This is a genomic window from Kitasatospora sp. NPDC057965, from assembly GCF_042887135.1.
In the GTDB taxonomy this organism is placed as follows: domain Bacteria; phylum Actinomycetota; class Actinomycetes; order Streptomycetales; family Streptomycetaceae; genus Kitasatospora.
Map to the genome: position 1 here is coordinate 1 of NZ_JBHVPZ010000071.1, position 4,062 is coordinate 4,062.

The window sequence follows — 4,062 nt, forward strand, 5'->3', positions numbered from 1 at the left end:
CCCGAGAAGGTCTGGAACCTCATCGGCGGCTTCGACGCCCTCCCCGACTGGCTCCCCTACATCCCCGAGAGCGTCGCCTCCCAGGGCGGCCGCGTCCGCAGCCTCAAGAACCCCGAGGGCCAGGTCATCGTCGAACGCCTCGTCGACTTCAACGAGACCGAGCGCCAGTACAGCTACGCCATCCTCCAGGCCCCGTTCCCGGTCGACGGCTACGTCTCCACCATCCGCGTGCACGCCGTCCCCGGCCGCGACGACCTCGCCGAGGTCCAGTGGTCAGGCCGCTTCAACCCGGTCAACGCCACCGACCAGGAGGTCGTCGACCTCTTCACCGGCATCTACACCGACGGCCTCGACGCCCTCCACAAGACCCTCGCCGGCTGAACGGCACCGAACAGCCCCGTGGCCCCGGCCCGCACAACGGCGGACCGGGGCCACGGGGCTGTGGCGGCCGTGTCGTCAGGCCCCGTCCAGCACCTCCACCAGCGCGGCCAGGAACTCCTTCGGCCGCTCCAGGTGCACGCTGTGCCCGGCGCCCTCGACGACCACCTCGCGCACCCGCCCGCCGGCGGCGGCGTAGCGGTCGAGGACGGCGCGGGTCTGCGCCACCATCGGCTGCGCCGGGCAGGCGTCCGCGCCGGGCCAGCCCGGGACCGCGCCGATCGCCCCGAGGTGGGCGAGGTCGAACAGCGAGGTGTCGGAGACGATCACGTCGGCCGAACCGCGGATCCACAGGACGGGCGGCTTCGGTTCGACCAGTTCCAGGTCGTCGATCCGGAAGTGGACCGGCGCCATGGAGTTGAGGACGCCCCGCTCGCCGGGTGCGACGCCCGGCCAGGTGTCGCTCGGCCGACTGTCGCCGGGGTAGTGGTCCTCCCCGGTCCGGGTGGTCAGCATGGCGGCCACGTAGCGGTCCGGCTCGGCCAGCGGCGCGCTGACGTAGGCGGTGTCCAGCACCGAACGCGGCGCGAACGGCGACCCGGCGCCCGACTCGCCCTCGCCCAGCAGCCGGACGAACTCCGCCGCCGCGGTGCCGGCGCCGGAGCCCGCCCCGTCGGGCGAGTTGAGTGTCCCGTCCACCCCGTGGGTGCCGCCGAACCCGTACGGGGAGACCGGGTTGACCAGGGTGAGCGAGCGGACCAGCTCAGGGTGGTCGCGCAGCAGTTGCAGCGCCACCCCGGCGCCCATGCTCCAGCCGACCAGGTGCACCGGGCCCAGGGACAGCTCCTGGAGGTAGGAGAGCAGGTCCTCGCTGTGGTCGCGCAGACCCCGGGTGGCGTCCACCGGCAGCGGCTCGGTGCCGCCGAAGCCGCGCAGGTCGGGCGCCAGCGGGCGGTAGCGCTCGGGCAGGTCGGCCATGGTCGGGTGCCAGAACACGCCGGAGGAGACGTTGCCGTGGACCAGGACCACCGGCTCGCCGGTGCGGCCCTCGATCTCGGCGTGGTTCACGGTCAGCCGGTCGGTGGTGATCAGTCGATCGGTGATCATCGGGCGTGTCCTCAGTTCAGCCAGCCGGCGACCTGGGCGCTCGCCGCGCCGTCCCAGCCGAGTTGCAGGTGGTTGGCGAGGGAGATCAGCGCGGTGCCGCCGACCGTGGCGATGCCGGTGGTGTCCAGGGCGCTGGCCACGAAGACCACGCCGTCGCTGGGGGCGCGGTTCTCGTTGAAGATGCCGACGACGCTGGGCGCGCCGCCCGCCAGGAGGTAGGTCGTCACCGAGGCGGGCACCCCGGCCTGGTGCAGCGGGGCGATCAGCGAGCCGGCGTTGATCGCGGCCTGGATGCCGCCGCCGTCGGTGTAGAAGCCCTGCCCGCCGTAGTAGGTGGTGTACCAGTCCTGCTGGGTCTGGTCGATGCCGAAGACCGAGTCCCAGCGGGCCAGCATCTGCCGCTGCCCGGGGTAGACGTCGTAGCCGCCCGAGGGGGCGAAGGAGAACTCCGGGTGCGCGGTGTAGGTGCCGTAGCAGGTCATCCGCAGGTGCGGCGCGGGGGCGTTGACCTGGCCGCCGCACTGCGGCCAGATGGAGAAGTCGTGCGCCCACCCGTGGGCGAACGGGTAGTCGTAGCCGCCGTTCGGGCCGCCCATGGTGATCAGCTTGCGCACGTCGCCGGCGTACGGGCGGCCCCAGGAGGGCTTGACCGAGGACACGTAGGAGCGCGCGGACATCTCGCCCTTGCTCCAGCCCACCACGTCCACCTGGGGGACGCCGAGCTTGGCGCGGATCAGCGCGACGGCGTCGCCGACCGCCTGGGCCTGCATCAGGTTGTCGCCCTGCTTGTGCGCGAAGCCGACCGCGAAGACCCGGTAGCCCCGCCCGGACAGGTACTGCATCAGCCCGGTGCCCGGACAGGAGACGGCTCCGCAGCCGTAGCCGCCGGACTCCCCGGGATTGGCCCAGGCCCGGTCCGGGTTGTCGTTGGCGCCGTGCACCAGCAGCACCGGGACCTGGTGCGAGCCGGTGTTCCAGCCCGGGGCCGAGTAGAGCAGGAAGCGGCCCGAGAACGGCTGCTTGACGCCGCCGAAGAAGGTGAGCCGCTGGCCGTCCTGGTTGCCGCGGCCGTCCGGCGGATACTGCTCCTGCTGGAAGCCGGGGGTGGTGTCGAGGTACCGCTCGACGCGGTCCCAGCCGTTGGCGACGCTGCTGTAGCTCGCCTCCAGCGTCAGGTTGGAGGGCACCGCCGCCGAGGCCGGCACCGCCGGGACGACCGCGCCGATCAGCGCCAGCACGCTCGCCAGCAGCCAGCCGAAGCCTCTGCGCCTGCCACGTCCGCTTCTCCACATACCGCGTTCACTCCTCCACACCGAGGGTCCAGTGCGTGACACCCTAGGGACGCCGCGGCGTGCGCCCTATGTCGGCGGCGCATACCTCGGGCGGCACGGTGTGGGCGTCGGCCACCTGGCCAGGGGGTGGGGTGCCGGTCGGGTCAGTGGGCGGTCCAGCCCCCGTCCAGCGGGATGGACGCGCCGGTGACGAAGCCCGCGTCCGGGCCGCAGAGGAAGAGCGCGGCCCGCGCGACCTCCTCGGGCTCGATGAGCCGCTTGATCGCGGTGCGGTCGAGCATGATCCGTTCCACCACCTCCTCGGCCGGGATGCCGTGCGCGGCGGCCTGCGCGGCGATCTGGTTCTCCACCAGGGGCGTGCGCACGTACCCGGGGTTGATGCAGTTGCTGGTGACGCCGTGCGGCGCGCCCTCCAGGGCGGCGACCTTGCTGAACCCCTCCAGGGCGTGCTTGGCCGTCACGTACGCCGACTTGAAGGCACTCGCCCGCAGCCCGTGCACGGAGGAGATGTTGACGATGCGCCCCCACCCGCGCCCGTACATGTGCGGCAGGGTGCGCCGGACGATCCGGAACGGCGCTTCGACCATCACGCGCTGGATGAGTACGAAGCGCTCGACCGGGAAGTCCTGGATCGGCGCCACGTACTGGAGCCCGGCGTTGTTCACCACGATGTCGGCGTCGTCCGGGAGGGCGTCCACCGCCGCCGGGTCCGCCAGGTCGACCACATGGGCCGTGCCGCCGATCTCCGCCGCGACGGCCTCGGCGGCGTCCCCCGCCAGGTCGACGACGTACACGTGCGCGCCCGCCTCGGCGAAGGCGGTGGCGCACGCCCGGCCGATGCCGCTCGCCGCGCCCGTCACCAGGGCCTTCCGCCCGGTCAGGAAGCGGGCGGCCGGGGCGGCGGCCCGGCCGCCGGTGCTCTCGGTGTTCTCCATGGCCGCCACGCTAGGAACCCGGCGGGGTCGGGCACACGTCCCCCGGTACCACAGTTGCGTACCGGATGGTGGTGGCCACCACCACAGCGCGTCGCCTCCATCGGGCCCTCGGCCACCCGTCGGCTGAACCTGGCCAAGGTGCCGCCCCGCGGCGACGGTGTGTCGGTGTCCCGTCGAGGCGATGTCCGGCCTGGGCGGGATGGGAGTGATTTGACGTCAATTCAACTGAGTGATCAAGGGATTGTCGAACCTCCTCTAAGAAAGTGTTGGGTAATTGATCGGCTGCATGGCGTGATCAGCTGGCGGTGATCTTCGCGGTCGAGGTGTCCGCGAAGATCACCGCTATGTGT

At 72.3% G+C, this 4,062-nt stretch carries 4 protein-coding genes; 1 reads left to right on the plus strand and 3 read right to left on the minus strand.

Annotated elements, in window-relative coordinates; genetic code table 11:
- Positions 1–381: SRPBCC family protein (locus ACFVVU_RS38955; protein WP_387794577.1), on the plus strand; the 381-nt coding region annotated here is incomplete at its 5' end.
- A 75-nt stretch (positions 382–456) separates the two neighbouring features.
- Here the strand turns inward: ACFVVU_RS38955 and ACFVVU_RS38960 are convergent.
- The 3 genes from ACFVVU_RS38960 to ACFVVU_RS38970 all read right to left on the minus strand — a co-directional run bounded on the left by ACFVVU_RS38960 (position 457) and on the right by ACFVVU_RS38970 (position 3,712).
- Complete coding sequence (locus ACFVVU_RS38960) at positions 457–1,485, minus strand: alpha/beta fold hydrolase (RefSeq protein WP_387794579.1); 1,029 nt, start codon at positions 1,483–1,485, stop codon at positions 457–459.
- A gap of 11 nt (positions 1,486–1,496) precedes the next feature.
- Positions 1,497–2,777 (minus strand): esterase/lipase family protein, encoded by a 1,281-nt coding sequence (locus ACFVVU_RS38965; RefSeq protein ID WP_380684459.1) that lies wholly within the window; start codon positions 2,775–2,777, stop codon positions 1,497–1,499.
- 143 nt (positions 2,778–2,920) lie between these two features.
- Positions 2,921–3,712, minus strand: coding sequence for a 3-hydroxybutyrate dehydrogenase (locus tag ACFVVU_RS38970; RefSeq protein ID WP_387794580.1), 792 nt, complete (start codon positions 3,710–3,712; stop codon positions 2,921–2,923).
- Between the last annotated feature and the right edge of the window lie 350 nt (positions 3,713–4,062).